The 22,511-nt window shown below is 59.7% G+C and carries 19 protein-coding genes and 1 pseudogene; 15 read left to right on the top strand and 5 right to left on the bottom strand.

The genetic code is table 11. The annotated features are described in order from the left end of the window. Positions 1-98 precede the first annotated feature (98 nt). The 3 genes from Q1A75_RS10675 (at position 99) to ptsP (ending at position 4,478) form a co-directional block, all read left to right on the top strand. Positions 99-1,337: an aspartate kinase gene (locus tag Q1A75_RS10675; RefSeq protein WP_299554146.1), complete on the top strand. Its 1,239-nt coding sequence runs from the start codon at positions 99-101 to the stop codon at positions 1,335-1,337. Between the two features lie 45 nt (positions 1,338-1,382). After that, a complete protein-coding gene (locus tag Q1A75_RS10670; protein WP_299554143.1) occupies positions 1,383-2,096 on the top strand; it encodes a DUF4344 domain-containing metallopeptidase in 714 nt (237 codons plus the stop codon). Positions 2,097-2,240: 144 nt separating this feature from the next. Next, a complete protein-coding gene (gene ptsP, locus Q1A75_RS10665; protein ID WP_299554141.1) occupies positions 2,241-4,478 on the top strand; it encodes a phosphoenolpyruvate--protein phosphotransferase in 2,238 nt (745 codons plus the stop codon). Between the two features lie 302 nt (positions 4,479-4,780). Here the strand turns inward: ptsP and ugpC are convergent, their stop codons facing one another. Then, positions 4,781-5,842 (bottom strand): sn-glycerol-3-phosphate ABC transporter ATP-binding protein UgpC, encoded by a 1,062-nt coding sequence (ugpC, locus tag Q1A75_RS10660; RefSeq protein ID WP_299554138.1) that lies wholly within the window; start codon positions 5,840-5,842, stop codon positions 4,781-4,783. Between the two features lie 12 nt (positions 5,843-5,854). After that, positions 5,855-6,643 carry an IclR family transcriptional regulator gene (locus tag Q1A75_RS10655; protein WP_299554135.1) on the bottom strand — a complete coding sequence of 263 codons (789 nt, stop codon included), beginning with the start codon at positions 6,641-6,643 and terminating at the stop codon, positions 5,855-5,857. Positions 6,644-6,846: 203 nt separating this feature from the next. Here Q1A75_RS10655 and Q1A75_RS10650 point away from each other — a divergent pair, with 203 nt between their 5' ends. From Q1A75_RS10650 to arsJ, 12 genes are all read left to right on the top strand, one after another. After that, positions 6,847-8,076 (top strand): extracellular solute-binding protein, encoded by a 1,230-nt coding sequence (locus Q1A75_RS10650; RefSeq protein ID WP_299554131.1) that lies wholly within the window; start codon positions 6,847-6,849, stop codon positions 8,074-8,076. Between the two features lie 143 nt (positions 8,077-8,219). After that, the gene (locus Q1A75_RS10645) at positions 8,220-9,215 is read left to right on the top strand and encodes a sugar ABC transporter permease (RefSeq protein ID WP_299554128.1); all 996 of its coding nucleotides are present in this window, start codon (positions 8,220-8,222) and stop codon (positions 9,213-9,215) included. A gap of 1 nt (position 9,216) precedes the next feature. Further along, positions 9,217-10,065, top strand: coding sequence for a carbohydrate ABC transporter permease (locus Q1A75_RS10640; RefSeq protein ID WP_299554126.1), 849 nt, complete (start codon positions 9,217-9,219; stop codon positions 10,063-10,065). Beyond that, a complete protein-coding gene (locus tag Q1A75_RS10635) occupies positions 10,062-12,146 on the top strand; it encodes an alpha-galactosidase (protein ID WP_299554123.1) in 2,085 nt (694 codons plus the stop codon). The genes Q1A75_RS10640 and Q1A75_RS10635 overlap by 4 nt, the downstream gene beginning before the upstream one ends. 23 nt (positions 12,147-12,169) lie before the next feature. Continuing rightward, the gene (locus tag Q1A75_RS10630; protein ID WP_299554120.1) at positions 12,170-12,940 is read left to right on the top strand and encodes an SDR family oxidoreductase; all 771 of its coding nucleotides are present in this window, start codon (positions 12,170-12,172) and stop codon (positions 12,938-12,940) included. Next, the gene (locus tag Q1A75_RS10625; protein ID WP_299554117.1) at positions 12,940-13,830 is read left to right on the top strand and encodes a 2-dehydro-3-deoxygalactonokinase; all 891 of its coding nucleotides are present in this window, start codon (positions 12,940-12,942) and stop codon (positions 13,828-13,830) included. Before Q1A75_RS10630 ends, Q1A75_RS10625 begins: the two co-directional genes overlap by 1 nt. Beyond that, on the top strand, positions 13,827-14,429 hold the full coding sequence (locus Q1A75_RS10620; protein ID WP_299554114.1) for a 2-dehydro-3-deoxy-6-phosphogalactonate aldolase: 603 nt from the start codon (positions 13,827-13,829) through the stop codon (positions 14,427-14,429). Before Q1A75_RS10625 ends, Q1A75_RS10620 begins: the two co-directional genes overlap by 4 nt. Beyond that, positions 14,429-15,262 (top strand): SMP-30/gluconolactonase/LRE family protein, encoded by an 834-nt coding sequence (locus Q1A75_RS10615; protein WP_299554111.1) that lies wholly within the window; start codon positions 14,429-14,431, stop codon positions 15,260-15,262. The genes Q1A75_RS10620 and Q1A75_RS10615 overlap by 1 nt, the downstream gene beginning before the upstream one ends. Further along, positions 15,259-17,172: a beta-galactosidase gene (locus Q1A75_RS10610; protein ID WP_299554108.1), complete on the top strand. Its 1,914-nt coding sequence runs from the start codon at positions 15,259-15,261 to the stop codon at positions 17,170-17,172. Before Q1A75_RS10615 ends, Q1A75_RS10610 begins: the two co-directional genes overlap by 4 nt. Positions 17,173-17,232: 60 nt before the next feature. Then, positions 17,233-18,072, top strand: coding sequence for a helix-turn-helix domain-containing protein (locus Q1A75_RS10605; RefSeq protein ID WP_299554357.1), 840 nt, complete (start codon positions 17,233-17,235; stop codon positions 18,070-18,072). Beyond that, the gene (locus Q1A75_RS10600) at positions 18,069-19,061 is read left to right on the top strand and encodes an ArsJ-associated glyceraldehyde-3-phosphate dehydrogenase (protein WP_299554106.1); all 993 of its coding nucleotides are present in this window, start codon (positions 18,069-18,071) and stop codon (positions 19,059-19,061) included. The genes Q1A75_RS10605 and Q1A75_RS10600 overlap by 4 nt, the downstream gene beginning before the upstream one ends. Beyond that, positions 19,058-20,320, top strand: a complete 1,263-nt coding sequence (gene arsJ / locus Q1A75_RS10595) for an organoarsenical effux MFS transporter ArsJ (RefSeq protein ID WP_299554103.1) — start codon at positions 19,058-19,060, stop codon at positions 20,318-20,320. Before Q1A75_RS10600 ends, arsJ begins: the two co-directional genes overlap by 4 nt. Here arsJ and Q1A75_RS10590 read toward each other — a convergent pair. The 3 genes and pseudogenes from Q1A75_RS10590 to Q1A75_RS10580 form a co-directional block, all read right to left on the bottom strand. Continuing rightward, entirely contained in the window at positions 20,289-21,035 is a 747-nt protein-coding gene (locus tag Q1A75_RS10590; RefSeq protein ID WP_299554100.1) for a TIM barrel protein, read from the bottom strand. The two genes, arsJ and Q1A75_RS10590, sit on opposite strands and share 32 nt — an antisense overlap. Then, positions 21,032-21,931, bottom strand: coding sequence for an L-threonate dehydrogenase (gene ltnD / locus Q1A75_RS10585; protein WP_299554097.1), 900 nt, complete (start codon positions 21,929-21,931; stop codon positions 21,032-21,034). Before ltnD ends, Q1A75_RS10590 begins: the two co-directional genes overlap by 4 nt. A 96-nt stretch (positions 21,932-22,027) precedes the next feature. Continuing rightward, positions 22,028-22,435, bottom strand: a pseudogene (locus tag Q1A75_RS10580) (molybdopterin cofactor-binding domain-containing protein); the annotation flags it as partial. Positions 22,436-22,511 lie beyond the last annotated feature (76 nt).

The raw sequence follows: 22,511 nt of genomic DNA, 5'->3' as shown, positions 1-22,511 counted from the left end.
ACTGCCTGTCGCTTGCACGTAGGCTGCGCCAGTGACCACTTCTTGCAACTTTGCAGGCGGGGGGATAAAGGCAGGCGGACGGAAATTTGAGGCCTTTCATGCCTGTTCTCGTGATGAAATTCGGTGGCACATCGGTAGCCACTTTGGACCGCATCCGGCGCGCCGCCAAGCGCGTGGGTGTTGAGGTCGCCAAGGGCTATGATGTGATCGTCATCGTGTCCGCCATGTCCGGCAAGACCAATGAACTTGTGGGCTGGGTCAATGAAACGTCGCCCCTGTTTGATGCGCGCGAATATGATGCCGTGGTGTCGTCCGGCGAAAACGTGACAGCGGGCCTGATGGCTTTAACCTTGCAGGAAATGGACGTACCAGCGCGCAGTTGGCAGGGCTGGCAGGTGCCGCTCAAGACCAACTCTTCGCATTCCAGTGCCCGTATAGAAGAGATCCCGCCCGACAATATCAACGCCAAGTTTGGCGAAGGGATGCGTGTTGCCGTGGTCGCGGGCTTTCAGGGGATCAGTCCGGAGGGCCGGATCACCACGCTGGGTCGCGGCGGGTCGGACACAACCGCGGTTGCCTTTGCCGCCGCGTTCGAGGCGGAGCGGTGCGATATTTATACGGATGTTGACGGTGTCTATACCACCGACCCCCGGGTCAGTCCCAAGGCGCGCAAACTGGACAAGATCGCGTTCGAAGAGATGCTTGAGCTTGCCAGCTTGGGCGCCAAGGTGCTGCAGACCCGGTCTGTAGAGCTGGCGATGCGTTACAAGGTCAAACTGCGTGTGCTCAGCAGTTTCGAGGAACAATCCGACGCGGCCGGGACACTGGTCTGCGATGAGGAGGATATCATGGAAAGCAATGTCGTGGCCGGTGTGGCCTTTTCCCGGGACGAGGCGAAGATGACGCTGGTGTCGGTCGCGGACCGTCCGGGCATCGCGGCCACCATCTTCTCGGCGCTCAGCGATGCCGGAGTGAACGTGGACATGATCGTCCAGAACATCTCGGAAGAGGGGCGCACAGACATGACCTTCTCCTGCCCCACAGATCAGGTGGCGCGTGCCGAAAAGGCGATGGCCGAGGCCAAGGGCGAAGGGATCATCAATTTTCATGAACTGATCGCCGACACGGATGTCGCCAAGATCAGCGTTGTGGGCATCGGTATGCGCAGTCACACAGGCGTCGCGGCCAAGATGTTCCAATGCCTGAGCGCCGAGGGCATCAATATCAAGGTCATCACCACGTCCGAGATCAAGATCAGCGTACTGATTGATCGCAAGTACATGGAGCTGGCCGTACAGGCCCTGCATGACGCTTTTGAATTGGACAAGGCTGCCTGACATACCTAGGTTTGCAGCATCCGGACCGTCACAAGGGACGACCCGATGCTGAGAATGCTAAAGGCCCTTCTTCTGACGATCAGTGCGATACCGGCAACAGCGCAACAGTTGCCGGAGCCTGTCGGCCACGCCCTTCTGCACGTCATTGCACACGAGGCCGGGCACGCCGTTCTGCGTGAGTTCGACCTGCCTGTCCTTGGTCCGGAAGAGGATATTGCCGAGGATTTCGCCACTGTCTTTGTCTATCTCACCCTGCCTGATCAGGCCGAGGCCATCGTTGAAGCGCGAGCTGCGCAACACCGTGCTGACGGGGCGACGCCTGGCCCTTTTTCAGCATACAGGGCCGATGCGCAGCTGGCCGGGCGCATGATATGTTTACTCTATGGGTTTGACCCGGATCGCTTCAATGCGCTTGCGGATCGGCACGATATGGATTCGGATGCGCGCGACACATGCGCTGACCTGGCACCAGAGGTGTTGCGCAGTTGGCGCCGCACGCTCGCACCGCTTTGGATTGATCCGGAGGCACGCGTGACCGAAGTCGGTTTTCGTGTTGATCCTGCGTTGCAAGTTCAAGCCGAGGGAAATCGCGAATTGATCAACACGGCACTGGGCGTACTGGCGCGTATTGACTGGCATTCGCGCGTCACATTGAACTTTGCTCAATGCGACGGCACGGCAGGTTGGCGGCGAAATGGGCGCGTTATTTACGTCTGTAGCAGCTACATTGATCGTATGATTGGCCAACTGGATCGCTGAATTTTCGTAACATGTCAGTGGATTGTTGCACAAATTCTACCTTTACGTGAGTACTTGCGGTAACAGAAGCGCTTTGGCGTTTCGCTTTGCCGGTTGCTGTGATCTAAGCTGATCCCGCAGGACGGACGTGGGGATGGCGTGGCAATGGCCGAGCGCTTTGAAACGGAAAGCCGCAAGCTGCTGGGCCGCTTGCGAGACGCCATGGCGGGGGATGACCCTGGTCAGGCGCGGCTTGACAAGATCACCCATCTGATTGCGAACAGCATCGGATGCGAGGTCTGTTCGATCTACCTGTTCCGCGATGAAGAGACACTTGAGCTTTGCGCAACCGAGGGGCTGAACCCTGACTCAGTTCACCAGACACGGATGCGTCTGGGTGAAGGGCTGGTGGGGCGCGTGGCTCGTAGCAGGCAGGTTGTGAACACGGCTGACGCCCCCAGTGCGCGCGGATTCCGTTACATGCCCGAGACGGGGGAAGAGGTATTTTCCAGCTTCCTTGGCGTTCCGGTCCAGCGGCTGGGCGAGTCGATGGGCGTATTGGTGGTGCAGTCAAAGCAGGCGCGCGAATTCTCTGCCGATGAAGTCTATGCGTTGGAAGTGGTGGCAATGGTCCTGGCCGAGATGGCGGAGCTGGGCGCCTTTGTGGGCGAAGGCGCGGCCATGGGCGCGCGCCATTCACAGCCGGTGATGTTGCGCGGTACCGTCGCACAAGAGGGGGTGGCCGAGGGGCATATCTGGCTGCACGAACCGCGTGTTGTCGTCACGAACCCAATCGCCGACGATCCCCACCGCGAGCTTGAGCGGCTGACCGAAGCGGTCGAGGAACTGCGCGTTGGGGTCGACAAGATGCTCACGCTGGCTGCCGACAAGGAACAGGCGCAAGTGCTGGAAGCCTATCGTATGTTCGCCAATTCCAAGGGTTGGATGCGGCGCATGCAAGAGGATATCAGTAATGGCCTGAGTGCCGAGGCCGCGGTGGAAAAGGAACAATCGCTGGCCCGCGCGCGTATGGGGCAGGCAACAGATAGCTACTTGCGAGAACGGCTGAGCGATCTGGATGATCTGTCAAACCGGCTGTTGCGCATTCTGACCGGGCAGGGGGCCGATACAGGGGCCGAGATGCCCGCAGACCCGATCCTTGTGGCGCGCAATATCGGACCTGCCGAGTTGCTGGATTATGGGCGCAATCTACGAGGCATCATTCTCGAAGCGGGGTCGGTGGGCAGCCATGCGGCCATCGTCGCGCGCGCGCTGGCTATTCCGCTGATCGTCCACGCGGAACGCGCGACGCTCGAGGCGCTGAACGGCGACCACGTGATGGTGGATGGCGAGCAGGGGATCGTGCACCTGCGCCCGGACGACACGGTTGTCACGGCATTCCGCGACAAGATGGCGATGCAGGCGGCTGCGGTCGAACGCTATGCGTCCATTCGGGACAAGGCTGCGGAAACCCTGTGTGGTTCCGTCATATCGCTGCACATGAATGCCGGTTTGATGGCGGATTTGCCTTCGCTAGAAGGGTCCGGAGCCGAGGGCGTGGGCCTGTTCCGTACGGAACTGCAGTTCCTTGTTCGCAACCAGATGCCGAAACGGTCCGAGCTTTCGGCGCTCTATGCCCGTGTGCTGGATGCGGCGGGTGGCAAGCCGGTAATCTTCCGCACCCTCGATATCGGGTCTGACAAGGTCCTGCCCTACATGAAACCCAATGATGAGCCGAACCCGGCCTTGGGTTGGCGTGCTATCCGCGTTGGCCTGGACAAGCCGGGCGTGATGCGGATGCAGTTGCAGGCGCTTATCCGCGCGGCAAACGGGCGTCCGTTGACGGTGATGTTCCCCTTTGTCGCGCAATACGAGGAATATACCCTGGCCCGGGCCGAGGTGGACAAGGCCATGGAGCGCGAAGCGCGGCTGGGGCACGTGCTGCCCGAGACGCTAAAGGTGGGGGCGATGCTGGAAACACCCAGCCTGGCCTTTTCCCCGCAGAAGTTCTTTGAAGAAGTCGGTTTCCTGTCCATTGGGGGCAATGACCTCAAGCAGTTCTTCTTTGCTGCCGACCGCGAGAATGAGCGGGTGCGGCGGCGCTATGATACGCTGAATGTATCGTTCCTATCCTTCATCGAACGCATTGTTGAGCGCTGTAACCAGACAGACACGCCGTTGTCCTTTTGTGGCGAAGATGCCGGTCGGCCGGTAGAGGCTTTGTGCTTTGCCGCCATCGGCTTGCGCAGCCTGTCCATGCGCCCAGCCTCTATCGGTCCGGTCAAGTCCTTGTTAAGACGGTCTAATCTGGACGAGGTGCGCAAAGTGATCGCTGACGCGCGTCACAGGGGCGATATGAGCGTCAGACCAGCGATAATGGACTATTTGCGCGATCAAGGCTGATACACCGTAAAACCATTTGAGATCAATGTCCTGCCGCCCCAAGTGAAGGTTTTGGGTCGAGCGCGTCGATTGCGGCAGTTTTCGCAGCACGGTGACATTGCCAGCGGGTCTGTCGGTGATTTTTGCGACAAGTACTAATTTTATTTCGATTGAAATTATAACTTATCCCTGAGTTTATCTTCAAAACTTTCCTTATCATTACAATCGTTGCAAACACTCACATTATACCCCCACCAAAGCTCTCGGCACAAAAAACCGCCACCTGCAGCGCAGATGGCGGTCTGTTTCGCGTCAAAAATAGCTTAACGCAGCCGTTGTTCCGATGTGGCGTCAAAGAACATCACGCGGTCATCATCAAAGCTGACGGTTACCTCGGTGCCCTCATCCATCGCCATGTCACCACGCGATTCGACGATTAAACGTTCGCCGGTTGGGGTGGTCAGGTAATCATAGGCCACACCGCCCAGACGCTCGCGGATGTCCAACTTAATGGGAGACGCTCCCTGATCCAGGGCCATATCCTGTGGACGGACACCCACAGTCACCTCGGTCCCCGCGGCGGGCAAAGATACGGATGTCGGTATCACGCGGTCAGCCAGACCGGGCACGCGCACACTGCCTTCCTCGACCACACCCTTGATGAAGTTCATTGCGGGCGATCCGATGAAGCCCGCAACGAACTTGTTGTCCGGGTCTTGGTAAAGATGCATGGGGCTGCCCACCTGCTCGATATAGCCCGCGCGCAGCACGACGATCTTGTCGGCCAGCGTCATCGCCTCGACCTGATCGTGGGTCACATAGATCATCGTGGTGCCCAGTTCCTTGTGCAGGCGGGCAATCTCGACCCGCATGTCCACGCGCAACTCGGCATCGAGGTTCGACAGAGGTTCGTCGAACAGGAATACCTCGGGCCCCCGGACGATCGACCGGCCAATAGCGACACGCTGACGCTGACCACCGGACAGGGCAGCGGGCTTGCGGGCCAGATACTCGTCCAGCTTCAGGATCTTCGATGCGCCATCGACCTTGCGTTTGATCTCGGCCTTGTCGACACCGTTCATTTTCAGGCCAAAGCCCATGTTTTCTTCGACGGTCATGTGGGGATAGAGGGCATAGGTCTGGAACACCATAGCCACCCCACGCTCGGCCGGGTCCATATGGGTCACATCGCGGGCGCCGATGTTGATCTGCCCGTCGCTTGTTTCCTCCAGCCCTGCGATCATGCGCAACAAAGTCGACTTGCCGCAGCCCGACGGGCCGACAAAGACGCAGAATTCGCCATCCTCAATGGTCAAGTCCACGCCATGGATGACCTGTGTGGCTCCATACCGTTTAATGGCCTTTTGCAATGTAACACCGGTCATGGTGGTCCTCCCTTATTGAGTTGGAAACTGCCAATTGGCAGCGGCACTCGCGATGTCGCGCGCAGTGGATTGAAGATGCGGCGCAAGCTGGCTCAGATCAGCAAGTGACTTGCGCATGGTGGATGTGGTGACGCTCAGCGCGCCGATAGAGCGGCCCGCCTCCGACAGTATCGGGGCGGCAATACAGATGATGCCCGGCTCGTGCTCTTCCCGGTCATAAGCGACGCCCTCGGACCGAATCGCCTCGAACTCGGCGCACAACGAATCGCGGCTGGTGTGGGTGTTGGCCGTGTGCGCAAACCACGCCTGTTGGGACAGGGCCACTTCCAGTGCCTCGTCGCTCAGAAAGGCGAGCATCGCCTTGCCCACGCCGGTGCAATATCCCGGGCCAACCTTGCCTGCTTGGCTGAACATCTCAAGCGGCTCGGCGGCGTTGCGCTTATCCACATACAGAACCTGCCCTCCATCCATCTGGGCAAGGTGTACGGTCTCGCCCACACGCGCGCTCAGATCATCGATAAAGGGGCGGGCAATCGGGGCCAGCGAACTCTGTCGCCAAGCCGCATGAGCCAAGCTTACAAGGCGCAAACCGGGTGCATAGGTCTGCCGATCTGCATCATAGCGCAACATGCCAAGGGCGGTAAGGGTCTGCACCAAACGGTACAGTGTCGCCTTGGGATGGGAAGACAGGGCCAGCAGTTCGGAAAACCGCACAGGACGCTCCAGCTGGGCCACAAGGTCCAGCACGTCAAGCGCCTTGGCAATTGTTCCTTCCCCCGTACGGGGAGCTGCCGTGTTCATCTGTCTCCTCCCAAAGACAAGCCATGAAACCTGTTGACGTGTCGGTCCTGTCCCTCGTAGGGTTCCAATAGTTGGAAACCGGTTTCACTATGTGGAACTTCCACAATGCAGGGGCCGGTGTCAAAGAAAAACTGACTTTTCGTCGTCGACAGGAAAATGCACGCTCGGCGGCAAAGCGTAATGGAACCAACGGGAGGAGAACCATGTTCCTTAATCTTAAAACCGCAGTTGCGGCCATTGCACTGTCGGCTGTTGCCGGCACCGTATTTGCCCGTGACCTGGTCATCAACTTCGATGACCTGAACCCTGGCCCCAAAAAGGGCTTTGAAGATGCAGTAGAGATGTTCAAGGCTGAAAACCCTGACATCAACGTCATCGTCAACATCAACGACCGTGAAGCGCACAAGACAGCGATCCGCAACTTCCTGACCGCTGATGCGCCCGACGTGACCAGCTGGTACCCGGGCAACCGCATGGCACCCTTTGTTGACGCAGGATTGTTCCAGCCCGTCGATGACGTGTGGGAAGAAAACGGCTTCTCCGAAGATCTGTCGGCGATCAAGGCAACCATGAGCCGCGACGGCAAGATCTGGGGTGTGCCCTATTCCTACTACCAGTGGGGCATCTACTACCGCAAAGACATCTTTGGCCTGCTTGAGCTGGAAGAGCCCCAGACATGGGACGAGTTGCTGGCGGCCTGCGGCAAGATGAAAGAGAACGGCGTCACGCCCTTCACCATCGGCACCAAGTTCCTTTGGACCGCCGCCGGTGTGTTCGACTACATCAACCTGCGCACCAACGGCTATGACGTGCACAACGCACTGACAGCAGGCGAGATCAAGTACACCGATCCGCGCATCGTTGCGACCTTCGACAACTGGGAGCAGCTGATCAACGAGTGTGGCTTTGTCGACAACCACGCCTCGATGTCCTGGCAGGACGCGATTGCGCCTTTCGCCAACGGTGATGCGGCGATGTACGTGATGGGCAACTTCTCGGTCGACGGCTACAAGAACGCCGGCCTGACCGAAGACCAGATCGACTTCATGCCGTTCCCGACAATCGACGCCAACGTGCCTCCGGCTGAAGAAGCGCCTGCAGACGCATTCTTCATCCCCACCAACGCCAAGAACGTCGAAGACGCCAAGAAGTTCCTGGCCTTCGTTGCGCGCCCGGACGTGCAGACCGAATGGAACAAGACCATGGGTCAGCTGCCGATCAACTCCAAGGCTGGCATCTCGGATGACAAGTTCATCCAAGAAGGTTTTGCCCTGTTGAACGGTGCCACCGGTCTGGCTCAGTTCTATGACCGTGACGCACCTGCGGCGATGGCCAAGGCTGGCATGGAAGGCTTCCAGGAGTTCATGCTGGACCCGTCCAAGAAAGACGCGATCCTGAAGCGCCTGGATGAAGTCCAAGCCGAGGTTTACTAAAACCTTTTGGGGGTGGGCATTACGTGCCCACCCTGCTCTTTGTTTTTGCGATTAACCTTCTGTAAGCACAGATTAATCCTTGTGTTTTCCAAAGGTTAGACATGTCCCCGCGGGGACAGATGCCCAAGCTTAGGAGTGTGCCCATGACACATGCGGTCTTGCCCGACACGAATTCCCGGCCCGAACCGGGTTGGCTCAAGCGCAACAAGCTAGCCATCGCCCCTTGGATATTCTTGATCCCGGCCCTTATCTTTTTCTCGATCTACGTGGTCATACCGATTTTTGAATCGCTCTGGCTGTCGCTCTACAAGTGGAACGGTCTCTACGATGTAGATGGGAACTCCACCGCTGTTTGGGTCGGGTTTGAGAACTATGCGAAGCTTTGGTATGACCCGAATTTCTGGACGTCCCTGCGCAACAACATCGCTTGGCTGATCCTTTACATGTTGGCCGTTCCGCTGGGCCTGTTCATCGCGCTGTTCCTGAACCAGACGGTCACGGGGATGCGGTTCTACAAGTCGATGTTTTTCTTTCCATTCGTGATTAGCCAAGTGGTTGTCGGTCTGATCTTCGGCTGGTTCTACAACCCGGATTTCGGCGTGGTGGGGACCTTGTGGAAGGCAGTTTTCTGCGAGGAAACAACAAACATTCTGGGCAACACGACCTTCGTATGTTCGCGCCCTGCGCCCGATATCCTGTCCAGCCCTGAATGGGCTACCTACGGTATCATCGCCGCCGGTCTGTGGCCTCAGATCGCCTACTGCATGATCCTGTATCTCACTGGCCTGAACAATGTCGCCGCTGACCAGATCGAAGCGGCGCGCCTTGATGGCGCGAAGGGTTGGAAGATGCTGTGGTATGTCGTTGTTCCGCAGCTGAAACCCGCGACCTTCATTGCCGTGGTTGTGACGGTGATCGGAGCGCTGCGATCGTTCGATATGATCGCCATCATGACCCAGGGCGGCCCGTTTGGATCGACCAACGTACTATCGCATTACATGTTCGAGGTCGCGATCTCGGAATATGGTGAGCGGTATGGGTACGGGTCATCCGTGGCGACTGTTCTGTTCGGCATCATGCTGTTTTTCATCAGCTACTTCCTGTGGCGCATGTACCAAGACGAGAAGGGGGGCCGCTGAGATGTTTCCGCGTCCTATTGAAAAGTCGGGCCCCGGTGCCAAGGCAGCCTACCAAGCGTTCCTGCCCGTTGCCCTGATTATGTGGCTTCTGCCTTTGTTGGCGATTTTCCTGACGTCGATCCGGTCGGCGGCGGACATCAACTCGGGCAATGTGTTCGGCTGGCCGTCTGAGTTTGCCATCGTCGAAAACTACACAGCTGTTTTCACGCAATCGGCTGCGGCGCAGTACATGATCAACTCTGTGCTGATCACCGTACCCACCGTTATCATTTCCGTAGCCCTTGCATGCCTTGCGGGCTATGCGCTGGCAATCTACCGGTTCCGGGTCGCACTGCCGTTGTTCTTCCTGTTCGTGGCGGGCAACTTCATTCCTTTCCAGATCCTGATGGTGCCGGTGCGGGACATGTCGGTGCAGACGGGCCTCTATGATACGATCGCCGGGCAGTTCCTGTTCCACGCGGCGTTCCAGACGGGCTTCTGCACGCTGTTCATGCGTAACTTCATTAAAGCGCTGCCGTTCGACCTAGTGGAATCTGCGCGGATCGAGGGTGTCGCGGAATGGCGTATCTTCTGGTACGTCGTTCTGCCGCTGGTCCGGCCCGCCATCGCGGCGCTCGCCGTGCTGATCTTTACCTTTGTCTGGAACGACTTTTTCTGGGCCAACGTGCTGACCCAAGGCGAAAGTGCCAAGCCGATCACGGCGGGTGTGCGGGCGCTGAACGGGCAATTCGTGAACAACTGGCACCTGGTGTCTGCGGCGTCCTTGCTGGCGGCGATCCCACCGGTTGTCTGCTTCTTTCTCATGCAGCGGCATTTCATTGCCGGTCTGACGCTGGGGGCTGTTAAGTGATAAGATGTTGGCGCCTGGATGACGGGCGTCAGACTTTGGTCCTCGGCTCCGACAGGGGTCGATTGGCAGAGGTTGTCTATTGGGGACCGCATCTGCCGGACGAAGAAGATCTGACGACTCTCTACGAGGCTTATACACTTGATGTGACGGGCGGCATGCTGGATGCGAATCCCGAACTCAGCATCTGTCCGGAGGCGACACGATCTTTTCCCGGTCAGCCGGGCCTGATCATCAGGCATGGGGACGGCACGCCGTTCCTGCCCAAGTTCTGCCTGGAACAGGCGGATCTGGCCGACAACGTGCTGGTGCTGACCTACATGGACGGCGACCGGGTGCTGACATACCGCGCCCGGTTCGCCATAGACGCCGATACGCATATGATCGAGGCGAGCGCGGAGCTGCATGCTTCGGAACCAATGCACCTGCACTGGCTGTCTGCCCCCGTCTTTCCAGCGCCGCAACTTGCGGACGAGATGATCGACTTTGCCGGGCGCTGGTGTGGTGAATTCCAGATGAACCGCACGCCATGGTCGCCCGGTATTCGCTATCGCGAGAACCGGACAGGTCGGACGGGTCACGAACACTTTCCAGGCCTGATCGTGCCTGTGCGTGGCGCATCCAATGCATCTGGCCATGCGTATGCCTTCCACTATGGCTGGTCCGGCGGGCACCGTATGGTGGCGGAGGAATTGCCCGATGGACGTCGACAAATTCAGTTTGGTCACGCGGCGCGTGTTGAAGGGGCGGCGCAGAAGCATTTTGCCACGGGCAAGGTCTATGCCGTGTTCTCAGATGATGGCTTGAACGGCTGCGCCGTCGCCTTCCAGCGCCATCTGCGCGACCGGATCGTCACGTTCCCGCGCCCTGATGCGCCGCGTCCCGTGCACTATAATTGCTGGGAAGCCGTCTATTTCGACCACAACCTGGATGAGTTGAAGGATATTGCCGAGCGCGCCGCCAAGCTGGGAGCAGAACGCTTCGTGCTCGACGATGGCTGGTTCGGGAACCGGGACGATGACACGCAGGCGTTGTCCGACTGGGAGGTTGACCCGCGCAAGTACCCGCAAGGCCTGACCCCGCTGATTGATCACGTGAAGTCGCTGGGCATGACATTCGGCATCTGGTTCGAGCCAGAGATGATCAACCAGAACTCCGACATCTTCCGCGCGCACCCGGATTGGGCGCTGGGGGGCGAGGACCAGATCATGGGCCGTCAGCAGATGGCGTTGAACATGGCGCTGCCAGCGGTGCAATCGTTCCTGTTTGCGCGGATGAGCGATATTCTGAGCCGCCACGACATCGAATACATCAAGTGGGACCACAACCGTGTGCTGCCCATGCCCGATGCGGCACAGACGCGTGGGTCTTACACCTTGCTGGACCGCTTGCGGCGTGAGTTTCCGGATGTTGAGATTGAAAGCTGCGCCTCGGGCGGTGGCCGGATCGATTTCGGCATCATGGAACGGACGCAGCGGGTGTGGCTGAGTGACAGCAATGATGCGGTTGAGCGGCTGCGTATTCAGCACAATGCGTCGATCTTCTTACCAATGGCTGTCACCGGGTCCCATGTCGGGCCGCGCACGTGCCATACGTCCGGACGCACGCTCGACATCCGTTTCCGGGCGTGGGTCGCGGCCCAGCGGCACATGGGGTTCGAGATGGACCCGCGCGAGTTGACCGACGAGGAAGCGCAGGTTCTGACCGAGGTGACGGGGTGGTGGAAGTACAACCGCGACTGGATGTATGGCGCAGACATTTTGCGCCTCGATAGCGCTGATCCGGCCGTCTTTGCCGAGCAGCATTTGGAAGAGGGTGGCGGGCAGTTTGTCGTCTTTGCGGGCAAGGCCGCGACCTCGGATCAGATTGCGCCGCGCCCCTTGCGGCTGACCCGTCTCAGCCCCGATGCCAAGTATCGTGTTGAGCTGATCAACCGCGCGGATGCAGACGCGTTATCGCGCGGCCAGAATGCGCTCAAAACCGGGCCGTTCGTGGTGAGCGGGGCGTATCTGATGTATCATGGCCTAACGCTGCCATGGAGTTTTCCTGAACGGATGTGGGTGATCAAGGGTGACCTTGCCTGACCCTTTGAATTGAGAGTGATGCCATGAAAGAGACAGCCACATTTCACGATCTGAAGGGCGCGTCGGTGTTTATCACTGGCGGTGGCGCTGGCATTGGTGCGTCACTGACGGAAGGCTTCATGGAGCAGGGGGCACAGGTCGCTTTTGTCGGTCGCTCGGATGCCACTGAGTTCACGGACGAGATGGAGCAGAAGCACGGGGTGCGTCCGCTGTTCATGCAATGCGACATCACCGATACAGAACTGTTGAAGTCTTGCATTGCGCAGGCGGCAGAGGCCCATGGTCCGATCACCGCGCTGGTGAACAACGCGGCCAATGACAAGCGGCATGCCACGATGGACGTGGATTCCGAGTTTTGGGATTGGATGATTGCCATCAACTTCAAGGCGTATTTCTTTGCCTGTCAGGCGGTGATCCCGGGGATGCAGGCCGCCGGTGGCGGGTCAATCATCAATTTCTCCTCCATCAGCTACATGATGGGGAATGCAGGCTATCCGATCTATACGGGGTCGAATAGCGGCATCAACGGGATGACCCGGTCGTTGGCACGCGAGTTCGGTCCCGACAAGATCCGGGTGAATGCGCTGGCGCCGGGTTGGGTGTTGACCCAGAAGCAGCTCGACAAATGGGCGACGCCCGAGGGATTGGCGGCGCATATGGAACGTCAGTGCCTGAAAGAGCATCTGGAGCCGCGCGATATCGTTGGGGCGACGCTTTTTCTGGCGTCGAAGACCAGCCGCATGATGACGGGTCAGTCGATGGTGATTGATGGCGGCGTTGTGGTGACGGGCTGATGGCGGATGTTGCGTGGATTGCGGTGGATTGGGGAACGTCGCATGTGCGCGCGTGGTTGATGCGCGGGGATGGGTCGGTTCTGGATCGACGGTCGTCTGCGCAGGGGATGGGGACACTGGACCGGGCCGGGTTTGAGCCTGCGTTACGGGATCTGGTTGGTGATGTGTTGCCCGCACCGGTTCTGGCCTGTGGCATGGTTGGCTCGCGGCAGGGGTGGGCCGAGGCGCCTTACAGTGCTGTGCCTTGTGCGCCGCCTTCGGCTGCGGAGGCTGTTCGGGTGTCCGGCACTGACCTGGATGTGCGTATCCTGCCTGGTGTGAAGCAGGCCAAGCCTGCCGACGTGATGCGCGGGGAAGAGACGCAGATCGCCGGATATCTGGCGATGTCCCCTGGCTTTGACGGGGTGATTTGCCTGCCTGGCACACACACGAAGTGGGTACATGTGAGCGCGGGCGAGATCGTGAGCTTCCGTACGGCCATGACGGGCGAGATGTTTGGCCTTTTGTCCAAGCAGTCCGTGTTGCGCCATTCGATGGGCGAGGGCTGGGATGCTGAGGCGTTTGCATCCGGCGTTGATCAGTCCCTGTCTCGGCCCGAAGGGCTGGCGGCGGCGCTGTTTTCGCTGCGGGCCGAGGGGTTGCTGGATGGTTTGGCCGGAGATGCGGCACGTGCACGTTTGTCTGGCCTCTTGATCGGGGCCGAACTGGCGTCTATGCGTCCCTATTGGCTGGGCCAGCAGGTGGCGCTGATCGGGGCGGATCGCTTGTCTGATGCCTATGCAACGGCCCTTGCGGCGCAGGGCGTGCCGTGCCAGCAAGCCGATGCCGAAGATATGACATTGGCGGGCCTGACCGCCGCATACACCCAGATATATGGAGAGGCCGCATGAGCCGTGAGATCATTGCCATCCTGCGGGGCGTGACCCCGGACGAGGCCCTTCCGATTGCAGATGCCTTGGTCAAGGCGGGGATCACGCGGATCGAAGTCCCGCTGAATTCGCCTGATCCCTTTGACAGCATTGGGAAAATGCTGGAGGCGCATGGCGATCACGCGATGATCGGGGCGGGCACGGTATTGGATGTCCAAGCTGTCGAACGCTTGCATGAAATGGGCGCGCATATGGTTGTCTCGCCGGATGCCAATGCCAGCGTGATCGTGGCGACAAAGCAGGCGGGGATGATGTCGTTCCCTGGTGTGATGACGCCAACGGAATGTTTTGCGGCGCTGCACGCGGGGGCTGATGGTTTGAAGCTGTTCCCGGCCTCGCTGCTTGGCCTTGAAGGGTTGAAGGCGATTGGTGCCGTGTTGCCCAAGGGAACCAAGACCTATGCCGTGGGCGGCGTGGAACCGGCCAATTTTTCGGAATGGTTTGCCGCCGGGATCACCGGTTTTGGCATTGGTTCTGCCGTGTTCAAGCCCGGTATGTCGGTGACCGACGTGGCATCGCGCGCAGCGGACATGGTGGCGGCCTACGACGCGGGGGCGTGATGCAGGTCTTTGATCACACGGCGTGTGCGCTGGGCGAGGGGCCGATGTGGCACCCCGAACGGGGCGAGCTGTTCTGGTTCGACATTCTGGGCAAGCGCATGTTCGCAAAAGGTGCGCAGCGCCGCGAATGGCAGTTTGACGAACATGTCTCGGCCTGCGGCTGGGTGGATCGAGACACCCTGTTGATGGCGTCGGCCTCTGGCCTCTGGCGCTTTGACATTCCGACGGGTGACCGCGAACTGGTCACAGCGTTGGAGGCGGACAATCCAACCACGCGATCCAATGACGGACGGGCCGACCCGCAGGGTGGGTTCTGGATCGGGACCATGGGCTTGAATACTGAAGCCTATGCCGGGGCGATCTATCGCTACTACAAAGGTGAGCTGCGCAAGCTGTTCGATCGCATCACCATTTCCAATGCGATCTGCTTTGCGCCTGATGGCACGCGTGCGTATTTCAGTGATACGTTTTCTCAGCAAATACAGTCAGTTGTGCTGGATTCAGATGGCTGGCCCGAGGGGGAGCCAGAGGTCTTTCTGGATCTGAAGGGCAAGGGGCTGAACCCCGATGGCGCTGTCGTGGATGCAGATGGAAACCTTTGGAATGCGCAGTGGGGGGCCAGCCGTGTGGCGGGTTATAGCCCGGCGGGTGCGTTTGTGCGCGCCATTGATGCGCCCGCATCGCAAACAAGCTGCCCGGCCTTTGGCGGGCCGGATGGTACCACGCTTTTCGTCACAACCGCGGCAGTCGGGGTGGACGAGGCAGAGGGAGGGAAAACCTTTTACGGACCCGCTGGCACAACAGGCCAGCGCGAACATCGGGTGATCCTATGAAACGAACATTGGGGGTGTGTTATTACCCTGAACATTGGCCCGAGGCGCAGTGGGCCGAGGACGCACAGCGCATGGCCGAACTGGGCCTGACATGGGTGCGGATTGGCGAATTTGCCTGGAAGCGGATGGAGCCGCGCGAGGGCGAATACGACTGGGGCTGGCTGGACCGCGCAATTGAGACGCTGGGAGCTGCGGGCCTGAAAGTCGTGCTGGGCACCCCAACAGCCACACCACCGAAATGGGTGTGCAAGAAGCATCCGGACATGTTTGCAGTGGACGAACAGGGCCATGTGCGGGGCTACGGTTCGCGTCGGCACTACTGTTTTTCGCATCAGGGCTTTCTTGAGGAATGCCGTGGTGTCGTGCGTGCCATTGCGGAACGCTATGGGCGCAACCCGCATGTGGCCGCTTGGCAGACCGACAATGAATATGGCTGCCATGATACGGTCATCAGTTATTCCGATGCGGCGCGGGACCGGTTCCGCGGCTGGTTGCGCGGGCAGTTTCCGGGGCAGGGCAATGACGGCGATATCGACGCGCTGAACGCTGCCTGGGGCAATGTGTTCTGGTCGATGGATTATGATGATTTCGACGAAATCGGCCTGCCGAACCTGACAGTGACCGAGCCGAACCCGGCCCATGTGCACGCCTTCCGGCGGTTTGCCAGCGAAGAGGTCGTGGCCTTCAATCGGGCACAGGTTGAGATCATTCGGGCCCATTCCGATGCGCCCATTGCCCACAATTATATGGGCCGCGTGACCGAGTTTGACCATTTCAAGGTTGGCGACGATCTGGATATCGCGTCTTGGGACAGCTATCCGCTTGGGTTTCTTGAGGATCGTGTGGGGGCTGATGCAGCGGATCAACGGGCGTACGCGCGACAGGGTGATCCGGATTTTCAGGCCTTTCACCACGATCTGTACCGCGCTGTCGGCAAGGGCCGTTGGTGGATCATGGAGCAGCAACCGGGGCCGGTGAACTGGGCGCCCTACAACCCGTCCCCCTTGCCGGGAATGGTGCGGTTGTGGACGTGGGAGGCCTTTGCCCACGGGGCAGAAGCCGTGTGCTACTTCCGCTGGCGGCAGGCCCCCTTTGCGCAGGAGCAGATGCATGCCGGGCTGTTGCGGCCAGACTCAGTTGCGGCGGAGGCATTTGGCGAGGCCGCGCAGGTTAGGGATGAGCTGGCCGATGCGCCGGATGTTGCGTCTGCGCAGGCACCGGTGGGCATCGTTTTTGACTACGATGCTGATTGGGCATGGTCGGTGCAGTCGCATGGGGCGGGCCTGAGTTACTTCGGGTTGGTGTTTGATTGGTACCGGGCGTGCCGGAAGCTGGGACTGTCCGTCGACATTCTGCCATCGTCGGCCCGTGAGTTTTCTGGCTATGCCGCTGTGATTGTGCCGGGCATGATGCATGTGCCGATTGACTTGAAGGTTGCGCTGCAAGCCTCTGATACAAAATCCATTCTGGGGCCGCGCACGGCTGCGCGGGATGCCGACTTCAACATTCCGACCCCGCTGCCGCCCGCATGGGCCGGCAGTGATCTGGTGGTCAGCCGAGTGCAATCCATGCGCCCCGATCTGCCTGTCCCGATTGAGGGCGGTGGTCACGTTCATCTGTATCTTGAGCAGGTTGAGGGTGGTGGCGAGGTCGTCTTGCACACTGCCGATGCGCCGGTGGCTGTGCGTCTGGACGCCCAGACAACCTATGTCGCGGGCTGGGGCGATGATGAGGCGCATATGCGTCTGATCGAGGCGGTCGCGCCTGATCTGGCAACCATGCACATGCCAGAGGGCGTGCGATGCCGCGACACGGGGACCGAACGGTTCTGGTTCAACTACACCGATCAGCCGGTGCAGGTAGAAGGGCATACGTTGCCCGCTGCGGGGGTTCTTCGGCTGAGGCTGTAACGTTTACGATTGAGGGGCGGGCACCTCCTGTCATATATATTTCATGGAATCGTGAAATAGATATGGGCCATGCTGCTTGACCAACTTTCAACCCTCAGCCATCCCGAGAGGATGCGCGTGTTTCGCCTGCTGATGCGGCGCTGTCCTGATGCGGTGCCAGCGGGTGAGGTTGCACAGGTGCTGGGGTTCAAGCCCTCGACCACCTCGGTCTATTTGTCGGCTTTGCAGAAGGTCGGATTGATCCATCACACCCGCGATGGGAATTCTCTGCGCTATGCTGTGAACTTGGGCGGGGCGCGGGACATGGTAGCGCAGCTTTTCACGGATTGTTGCAATGGTCGGCCCGATTTGTGCCCGACTGCAATGGTCGATCCGCTGCAAAGGATGCTGCCCATGTCTGACTACAAACATAACGTCCTGTTCATCTGTACTGGCAATTCGGCCCGGTCGATCCTCGCCGAGGCGATCATGCGGCATGAAGCGGGTGACCGGTTCACCGTCTATTCTGCCGGAACGAAACCATTTTCCGAATTGAACCCTTTCGCCGTTGAGATGCTTGCGCAGAAGGGGATCGAAACGAGCAGCTTACGGGCAAAGAACGTCTCGGAGTTTCAAGGCCCGGACGCGCCGCATCTGGATTTCGTCTTTACCGTTTGTGATCTGGCCGCGAACGAGGAATGCGCGGCATGGGAAGGGCAACCCATCAGCGCGCATTGGGGACTGCCCGATCCGGTCAAGGCGGAAGGTACAGATGCCGAAAAGCGGCTCGCCTTCCAACACACCTTTGGCGCGATGCGCAACCGCATCATCGCCTTTACCGCGCTGCCGCTGGACACGCTAAGCCGCGCGTCATTGCAGAACGAGGTCGACGAGATCGGCCGCACCAAGGAAGACACATGACGACATACGCGCTGAACGGCTTGGGCCGGATTGGAAAACTGGCTCTGAAGCCGCTGCTGGACCGCGGATGCGAGATTGCGTTTGTCAACGATGCGGTGGGCGATCCGGCCATGCATGCGCATCTGCTTGAATTCGATACGGTGCATGGGCGTTGGGATGCCAATTTTGCGGCAGATGCAGACAGCATCACCATTGATGGCACGCGTATACCTGCGCTGTCTGTCCGAACCATCGAGGATCTGCCACTGGACGGTGTAGACGTTGTCATTGATTGCACCGGCGTATTCAAAACCGAAGCCAAGCTGACCCCGTACTTTGAAGCGGGCGTAGAGAAGGTTGTTGTGTCTGCGCCGGTCAAGGACGGAGAGACCGCGAACATTGTCTATGGCATTAACAATGACGTCTACACTGGGCAGCCTATCGTAACGGCTGCATCCTGTACAACCAATTGCTTAGCGCCCGTTGTTAAAGTGTTACACGAAGGGTTGGGTATCAAACATGGGTCCATCACGACGATCCATGATGTGACCAATACGCAGACCATCGTGGACCGACCGGCCAAGGATTTGCGGCGTGCGCGGTCGGCATTGAATTCGCTGATCCCCACGACCACCGGGTCTGCGACCGCAATCACGCTGATCTACCCAGAGCTAACCGGCAAGCTGAATGGCCATGCCGTTCGGGTGCCGCTGTTGAATGCATCCCTGACCGATTGCGTGTTCGAAGTTGAGCGGGAGACAACTGTAGAAGAAGTGAACGCGCTGTTTGAAGCGGCGGCAAACGGTCCGCTAAAGGGGATTCTTGGCTATGAAACCCGCCCGCTGGTGTCGACTGACTACGTGAACGATGCGCGGTCGAGCATCGTGGATGCCCCCAGCACCATGGTGGTGAACGGGACGCAGGTGAAGGTCTATGCCTGGTATGACAACGAATGGGGCTATGCGCAGAGGCTTGTTGACGTGGCGCAGATGGTTGGTGACAGCCTTTGACCCGACCGGACGGGTTTGCAGCCTATGTGGCCGTGACGGCGGCCTACTGGGCGTTCATGCTGACCGATGGCGCCTTGCGCATGTTGGTGCTGCTGCACTTCAACACGCTGGGCTTTTCGCCGGTGCAGCTGGCCTATCTCTTTGTGCTGTACGAGATCGCGGGTGTTGTAACCAACCTGAGTGCGGGATGGGTTGCCGCGCGGTTTGGGCTGACCTCGACGCTCTATGTCGGGCTAGGTTTGCAGGTGATTGCGCTGCTGGCCTTGGCGCAGCTTGATCCAGCATGGTCCGTCGCTGCATCGGTTGTTTTTGTGATGGCGGTGCAGGGGCTGTCGGGCGTGGCCAAGGATCTGGCCAAGATGTCATCGAAATCTGCCGTAAAGCTGCTGGCGCCCGCCGAGGGCGATGGGTTGTTTCGTTGGGTGGCGCTGCTGACTGGATCGAAGAATGCGGTCAAGGGCTTTGGCTTTCTACTAGGGGCCGGGGCGCTGGCGCTGTTTGGCTTTGCGCCAAGCGTGCTGGGGATGGCCGCGATCCTTGCCGTGATCCTGCTGGTGGTTTTGCTACGCATGCCCGGCGGCCTGCCGGCCGGTCGGAAGGATGCGAAGTTCAAAGAGGTATTTTCGAAGAACCCGCGAGTGAACTGGCTGAGTGCGGCCCGCGTGTTCCTGTTCGGGGCGCGAGACGTCTGGTTTGTCGTGGGTATTCCAATTTATTTCTATTCGGTGCTGAGTGATGGCAGCCCGGAAGGGCAGCGGGCCGCGTTCTTTATGATTGGCATTTTCATGGCTGTTTGGGTGATCCTTTATGGCGCCGTGCAGGCCAAGGCACCAGCTATGCTGCGCAGCGCGCAGAGGAGCGAGGCGGATTTGGCACGCGCGGCACGGTTTTGGGTCGGAACACTCTTTTTCGTGCCCGCTGTTTTGGCTGTGACCGTTTGGTCCGTGGGAACGCCGACGCTGTGGCTGACGGGTTTTGTCGTGCTCGGATTGTTGGTCTTCGGCGTGCTTTTTGCGCTCAACTCGTCGCTGCACTCGTATCTCATCCTTGCCTTTACCGATGCAAAACGGGTCACGATGGATGTGGGGTTCTATTACATGGCCAATGCGGCGGGCCGGTTGATCGGCACCGTGTTGTCAGGACTGGCCTACCAGCTTGGCGGCGTGTCCCTGTGCCTTGCAGTGGCGGCTGTGATGATTGTGCTGAGCTGGCTGTCGATTGGCCGGATCAGCGATAGGCCTGCATCCAGCCCAGCGTAGTGTCGGTATCATCAACGGGTTTGTATTCCGCACCCAGCGGATGTGGCCAGTCTTTGAGCGCGGCGAAGATGGTGGTGTAATCCAACTCTCCGTGATCCGGCGCGCCGCGGTCGGGGACCGAGGCGAATTGGATGTGCCCGATTAGATCGCCAAGATCTGTGATGCGGGTCAGGATGTCGCCCTCGGTCCGGCCAACGTGATAGCAGTCGAACATCAGTTTGAGGTTGGGTGCGTTGACCTCGGCGATGATCGCGCGGGCTTGATCTGTCGTTTGCAGGAAGTAACCGGGCGCGTCGTGGCGGTTGAGCGGTTCGATCAGGATCTGGCGCGTGGTCGCTGCGCAGACGTAGCGCAGGTTTTCGATGAACGTCGCGTGGGCTTTGGGGCCGTTTGCAAAGCCGCACATGACATGGATCGCGCCAGCGTCGACGATGCCGGCATAGGCAATCGCCTGATCTATGGCCGCGCGGGCATCATCCGTGCGCCCCGGCAGGGCGGCGAGACCGTTTTCACCGCCAGCCACGTCTCCGCACGAGGTGTTGAGACCCAGCATCGGCAGACCCGTTGCGTCGAGCGCGGCGCGCACGTCTTCCGCTGGAATTTCATAGGGCCAGTGGCATTCGACGGCATCGAAACCGGCCGCCTTGGCGGCATGGATGGCATCGGGCAGGGGGCGGTCGTTCCAGAGAAAGCCCAGATTGGCCGAGAACTTCATGTGCCTTCTCCGGGTAGGGTAAGGCTCGCGTTGCGTGCATAGACCTTGGCCACAGCGGCGTCGTCCTCGCCCCCGAGCCCCATGCCTGCGGCAGCAATGAACTGCTGGAGGGCGGCGGCGGTGATGGGGGCGGAGAAGCTGGACGACTTGGCGATGTCGAGCACGATGCCCAGATCCTTGGGCCAGATGTTGACCGATGAGAGCGGAGTGTAGTCTCCGTTCACGATATGAGGTGCGCGGTTTTCCAGCATCCAGCTGGAACCTGCACATTTCGAGATCACCTCGACAAACTGCTCGGGGGCGACCCCTTGGGTCATGCCGAAGGTCAGCGCTTCGGCCATCGTGGCGATATGTACGCCCGCCAGCAATTGATTGACGGCTTTCATGGCCGAGCCGGGGCCTGCATGATCACCCAGTTCGAAAACGGTTTCGGCGGTGGCATCAAAAATGGGCTTTGCGGCTGCAAAGGCCTCCGGGGTGCCGGACGCCATGATGGACAACGCGCCTTGGGCTGCTTTCACGGACCCGCCGGAAATCGGTGCGTCGAGGTAATGGATGTTGTGCGCGTTGCAGCGCGCTTCCATGTCTTTTGCGAAGTCCGGCGGAACAGTCGCGCAAGCTATCACCACGGTGCCGGATTTCAGGTGCGGAACAATCCCGACCTCTCCGAACAGGACTGCTTCGGTTTGGGCCGCGTTCAGGACAACCACGATGGCTGCATCGAGTGTGCCCGCAATGTCGGTGAGGTCCCCGGCTGCACCGCCTTCGGTGCGGAAGCGTTCGACCTGCGTCGGGGCGATGTCACATCCGTGTGTTGTATGCCCAGCAGCCAGACAGGATTGCGCAATGCCATAGCCCATTGAGCCAAGGCCGATGACGGCGGTGGTGTGGGGCATATGCGTCTCCTGTCCCTGTGTTTAGCGACATCATGGGCATCGCGACCGGAAGGGCAAGAGAGTGTGGCCCCCGGCGTTGACGCCGGGAGCTTTGGGTCAGGCGAAGAACACGCCGTTGTCTTCCATGGGTAGTGCCGCGACGCGCAGACTACTGGCTGCAGCGATGGCGTTTGCGAGCGCCGGGGCTGCGGGGGGTGTGCCCGGTTCGCCCACGCCTGTCGGTGCCTCGGCCGAGGGCACGATGTGCACTTCGATCTCACCGATGTCGGAGATCCGCAGCGGTTCGTAATCGGGGAAATTGAACTGATCCACGACACCGTCTGTCAGCGTGATTTTGTCGCGCATGTTGTGGCCGATGCCGTAGCCGATCCCGCCTTCCATCTGTGCCTTGATCACGTCGGGGTTTACCGCGACGCCGCAATCGACGGCACAGGTTACTTTTTCGATCCTGATTCCGTCTTCGGCATTGCCCGAGATTTCGACCACCTCGGCCACGTAGGACCCTGTCTGACGTCAGCGCCTATGGGTCCAAATAGCGGTATTTGCTAAGAGAGGGTTTGTTGCTCATCGTGGCCACCAA

The organism is uncultured Tateyamaria sp. (genome assembly GCF_947504105.1).
Classification (GTDB): domain Bacteria; phylum Pseudomonadota; class Alphaproteobacteria; order Rhodobacterales; family Rhodobacteraceae; genus Tateyamaria.
The sequence above is the reverse complement of the archived record's forward strand: the minus strand, read 5'-3'. Positions and strand labels throughout refer to the sequence as shown.